This window comes from Actinomadura chibensis NBRC 106107 (assembly GCF_001552135.1).
Lineage (GTDB): Bacteria > Actinomycetota > Actinomycetes > Streptosporangiales > Streptosporangiaceae > Spirillospora > Spirillospora chibensis.
Genome location: NZ_BCQP01000115.1, coordinates 1 through 4,921 on the forward strand (window position 1 = coordinate 1; position 4,921 = coordinate 4,921).

Consider the following 4,921-nt stretch of genomic DNA (forward strand, 5'->3'; position numbering starts at 1 on the left):
TTCGGCGACGTCCGCGCGGTCCCGTCCCGGCCGTCCCGCGAGGGCGAACCCGGCGAGCGCGGCCAGGGCCGCGACGCCCTCCCCGGCGAGGCTGATCGTCTTCTCGGTGTACCAGACGGGCTCGTGCATGTCGGGCAGCGGGCCGAGCGCGCCCGCGTCCACGAAGTAGTAGAACAGCAGCGCGCCGACCGCGCTGCCCGCGACGAGGAAGGCCAGCGCGTACGACCAGCGCGCCGCGTAGGTGAGGATCACGACCGCGACGACGCCCGCGACCCCGGCCTGGATCCGGAAGAGCAGGTCGCCGTCGATGGACCCGCCCTGGACGAAGGCCATCTCGGGCGCGAACCTCCAGTGCACGATCGCGTCCGCCGCCAGTCCGGCGGCGACGAGCAGGCGCAGAATGAGTCCCATACCACCTACACGGACGGGACACCCGGCACGGCTCAAAAGTTGAAAGATGAACTTTTGCCGGGCGGGTGCCGGGTCAGCCGCCGGGTCAGCCGCCCGCGAGCTCCCGGCCCCTGTTGCGGGCCGCCTCGATCGCCTCCAGCACGGCGGCGCGCACCCCGTGCCGCTCCAGCTCGCGGATCGCGGAGATCGTCGTCCCGCCGGGGGACGTCACGGCCTCGCGCAGCAGCACCGGGTGCTCGCCGGAGTCGCGGAGCATCACGGCCGCGCCGACCGCCGACTGCACCACCATCTCCAGCGCGGCGGCGCGCGGCATGCCGAGCAGGATGCCCGCGTCCACCATGGCCTCGACCAGGTAGTAGAAGTAGGCGGGGCCGCTGCCGGACAGGGCGGTCGCGCCGTCCTGCAGCGACTCGGGGATGCGCAGCACCTTCCCGACCGGGGACAGCAGCTCCTCGGCCTGCTTCAGGTGCTCCTCCCCCGCGTGCGAGCCGGGCGAGATCACGCTCATCGCCTCGTCCACGTGGACGGGCGTGTTCGACATGACGCGGACGACGGGCACGCCGTCCGGCAGCCGCGCCTCGATGAACCCCGTCGTGATGCCCGCCGCCATCGAGATCACCAGCCGGCCGGGCGGGACGTGCGGGCCGACCTCGTCCAGCAGGGCGCCCATGTCCTGCGGCTTCACCGCGAGGACCAGCGTGTCGGCGGTCGCCGCGGCCTCCGCGTTCGGGACGATCTCGACGCCGTAGCGCTCCCGCAGCAGCGCGCCCCGCTCCTCGCGGCGCGCGGTCGCCACCAGCTCGGCCGGGCGCAGCCCCGCCCGGAGCACCCCGGACAGCAGCGCCTCGCCCATCTTCCCGGCACCCAGAATCGCGATCATCGGCATACCTTGACGTGGGAGTTCCTCGATCGGTCCAGCCTATAGCGGCGCCCGCGCGCCCGGCGGGGCAGGACCCGTCAGGACCGCCCGACCAGCGAGCGCATGAAGAACCGCAGGTTCGCGGGACGCTCGGCCAGCCGCCGCATGAAGTACTCGTACCACTCGCGCCCGTACGCCACGTACACCCGGACCTGCGCGCCGTGCGCGGCGAGCCTGCGCTGCTCCTGCGGGCGGATCCCGTAGAGCATCTGGTACTCGAACGACCCGGCGTCGCGGTCGTGCAGCGTCGCGAGCGCGCCCGCGATGTCGATGAGCCGCGGGTCGTGCGTGGCGATCATCGGATAGCCCTTGCCGGCCATCAGCACCTTCATGCACCGCACGTACGACCGGTCGATCTCCTCCTTGTCGGTGAAGGCGACGGCCGCGGGCGCGCCATAGGCGCCCTTGCACAGCCGCACGCGCGAACCCTCGTAGGCGAGTTCCGCGCAATGCTCCTCGGCCCGGCGCAGGTACGACTGGATGACGGCCCCGACGTCGGGGAAGTCGCGGCGCAGTTCGTGGACGATCCCCAGGGTCGCGTCGACCGTGGTGTGCTCCTCCATGTCGAACGTGACCGTCGTCCCGGCGGAGCGGGCCGCCGCGCAGATGCGGCGCGCGTTCTCCAGGGCGTAGTCGTCGTCGAGCGTCCGGCCGATGGCGGACAGCTTCACCGACACCTCGGCGCGCGTCCCGAGCGCCGCCGCCCCGAGCCGGTCGAGCAGCTCGACGTAATGCTGGACGTTCGCCTCCGCGCGCCCCTTGTCGTGGGTGTCCTCGCCGAGGACGTCCAGGGTGACGAGCAGGCCCTCGCCGGTCAGGTCGCCGGTGACGCGGGCCGCGTCGTCGATCGTCTCCCCGGCGACGAACCGGCGGACGACGTCGCCGGTGAACGGCGCGGTCCGCACGACCCTGCGCGCGCCGCCGCTGCGCGACGCGACGAGCAACGCCTGACGAAGCACTCTGCGAACCCCTTGTCGGTGCGGGACGGGACGGGACGGGTCGGTGCGGGGTGGGCCTTCCAGGTTATGCCCGGACGACCGCCGCCTTCACGACACCGTGCCCAGGGTGTTGCCCGGGCCGTTCTGCCGCACCCACTCCGCCATGCGCGCGGTCTTCACGGCCTCGAACAGGCCCTTCGCCTTCGTCCCGTCCAGGAACACGACGCTTTGCTTGCCGCGCATCCCGGTGCCCTTGTGCGGGGCGGTCATGAACATCATGTCCGACGGCCGCACGCCGCGCATGCTCAGCGCCAGCGAGCGCAGGTTCCCGCCGGACACCCCGTCGTCCACGCTGATCGACTTCGTCAGCGCCGACAGGAACCGGTCGAGCTTCAGCGGGTTCGTGAGCGTCCCGCGGTCGGCGGCCTGCTTCGCGAGCGCGCCGAGGAACGCCTGCTGCCGCTTGATCCGGTCGAAGTCGCCGTTCGGCAGGTTGTACCGCTGCCGGACGAAGAGCAGCGCCTCCTCGCCGTTGAGCTTCTGCTTGCCCGCCGTCCACTGCTTCTTGCGCGCCGGGTCGTACACGGTCTGCTTGATGTTGACGGTGACGCCGCCGAGCGCGTCCGTCATCGACTTGAAGCCCTCGAAGTCGATCGCGCCGTAGTGGTCGACGCGGATGCCGGTGAGGTTCTCGATCGTCTCGATCAGCAGCTTCGGCCCGCCGAACGAGAACGCCGCGTTGATCTTCTGGTTGCCGTAGCCGGGGATCTCCACCCACGAGTCGCGCGGGAACGAGATCACGTAGGCCTTCTTCCGGTCGGCGGGCAGGTGCAGCAGCATGATCGTGTCGGTGCGCTGCTGGCCCGGCTTCCAGACCTGGTTCCCCTGGCCCGTCGTCTGCTCGTCGGCGCGCGAGTCCGATCCGACCAGCAGCCAGTTCTCCGTGCCCTCCACGTTCGGGCCGGGACGGCGCGAGTCGTCGTCGGGCATGACGCCCTTGATCCGGTCGATGTTCCCGTTGTAGGACGACTGCCGCTGCCACACGAGCCCGCCCAGCCCGGCCACGACCAGCGCCACGAACACCCCGACCGCGATCAGCACCCGCGGCCAGCGCCGCTTGCGCCGCCGCTCGCCGTCCTCGGCGCCGCCCCAGAACGCGGCGTCGCCCGCGTCCTCCGCCGCCTTCCCGGCCTCCGTCCCCGACGCTGGCGGCGGCGGAGGCGCCTCGCCTGCCTGCCGCGATGCCGACGTCCCGGGAAGATCTGGCCCACTCATGGCGCCGAAGCTACCAGCCTGATCAAACCCCTACGGCCGCAATAACCCCGCTTGTCCATTTCAGGGCGATTACGTCGCCGCAGGTAAACCCAACCCCGTCCCGAAGGGTCGGTCACGGGGTCTTCCTGCGGAGGGTGGCGGCGCCGAAGAGGAGGGCGGCGACGGTGAAGGCGGCCATCACGCCGACGTCGAGCGTGAGGGTGCCGGTGAACTCAGGGCTGGCGCTGATCTCCTGCATCGCCTCGACGGCGTAGGTGAGCGGCAGGACGTCCGAGATCGCCTGGAGCCAGGACGCCATCGAGTCGCGCGGCACGATCAGCCCGCACAGCAGGAGCTGCGGCAGGACGAACGCGGGCAGGAACTGCACGGCCTGGAACTCGCTGCGCGCGAACGCGCTGGAGAACAGGCCGAGCGCCATGCCGAGCACCGCGTCCAGCAGGGAGACGAGGACGAGCGACCCCAGCGAGCCGTTCAGGTCGAGCCCGAGCCACGTCAGCGAGATGGCGAGCACGACGCCGACCTGCACGAGCGCGAACACCCCGAACGCGAGCGCGTAGCCGACGAGCAGGTCGAGTTTGGCGAGCGGCATCGTCATCAGCCGTTCGAGGGTGCCCGTGGTGCGTTCGCGGAGGGTGGCGACGCTGGCCACGACGAACATGACGATGAACGGGAACAGGCCGAGCAGCATGGGCCCGATCCGGTCGAACAGCGGCCCCTGGTCGAACACGTAGCGCAGCAGGATCATCAGCAGCGTCGGCACGGCGATGAGCAGGGCGAGCGTCCGGTGGTCGTGCCTGAGCTGCGCGAGGATGCGGCGCGTCGTGGCGAGGGTGACGGCGAGGCTCATGCGGGGCTCCCGGCCTTGTCGGTGATGAGCTGGAGGAACGCGGCTTCGAGGTCGGCCGTCCCGGTGCGCTCGCGCAGGCCCTCGGGGGTGCCGTCGGCGAGGATCCCGCCCTCGCGCATGAGGAGGAGGCGGTCGGTGCGCCCGGCCTCGTCCATGACGTGGCTGGACACGATGAGGGTGGCGCCGCGGTCGGCCAGCTCCCGGAACAGCTCCCACAGCTCCTTGCGGAGGACGGGGTCGAGGCCGACCGTCGGCTCGTCCAGGACGAGCAGCTCCGGCGCGCCGAGCAGCGCGACGGCGAGGTTGGCGCGGCTGAGCTGGCCGCCGGAGAGCGTCCCGGCGGTCTGGTCGCGGTGCCCGCCGAGGCCGACCTCGGCGATGACGCGGTCGGGATCGGCGCGCGGCGTCCGCAGCACGGACGCGAAGTAGCGCAGGTTCTCGGCGACCGTCAGGTCGGCGTACACGGCGGGCGTCTGCGTCGCGTACCCGACGCGCCGCCGCAGGCCGGGCGAGCCTGCGGGCTCGCCGAGG

6 protein-coding genes are annotated in these 4,921 nt (G+C 71.9%); all 6 read right to left on the bottom strand.

The window, feature by feature from the left end:
* Nucleotides 1-411, bottom strand: a 411-nt coding sequence (locus ACH01S_RS41620) for a hypothetical protein (RefSeq protein ID WP_067905832.1), incomplete at its 3' end; no start/stop codon positions are given.
* Nucleotides 412-496: 85 nt separating this feature from the next.
* Nucleotides 497-1,291 carry a pyrroline-5-carboxylate reductase gene (gene proC / locus ACH01S_RS41625; RefSeq protein ID WP_067905842.1) on the bottom strand — a complete coding sequence of 265 codons (795 nt, stop codon included), beginning with the start codon at nucleotides 1,289-1,291 and terminating at the stop codon, nucleotides 497-499.
* 77 nt (nucleotides 1,292-1,368) lie between these two features.
* On the bottom strand, nucleotides 1,369-2,289 hold the full coding sequence (locus tag ACH01S_RS41630) for a proline dehydrogenase family protein (protein WP_067905834.1): 921 nt from the start codon (nucleotides 2,287-2,289) through the stop codon (nucleotides 1,369-1,371).
* Between the two features lie 87 nt (nucleotides 2,290-2,376).
* A complete protein-coding gene (locus ACH01S_RS41635; protein ID WP_067905836.1) occupies nucleotides 2,377-3,543 on the bottom strand; it encodes an LCP family protein in 1,167 nt (388 codons plus the stop codon).
* A 112-nt stretch (nucleotides 3,544-3,655) separates the two neighbouring features.
* Entirely contained in the window at nucleotides 3,656-4,390 is a 735-nt protein-coding gene (locus ACH01S_RS41640) for an ABC transporter permease (RefSeq protein WP_067905838.1), read from the bottom strand.
* Nucleotides 4,387-4,921 (bottom strand): ABC transporter ATP-binding protein (locus ACH01S_RS41645; RefSeq protein WP_067905840.1); only part of this gene is annotated, 535 nt, incomplete at its 5' end. The genes ACH01S_RS41640 and ACH01S_RS41645, both read right to left, overlap by 4 nt.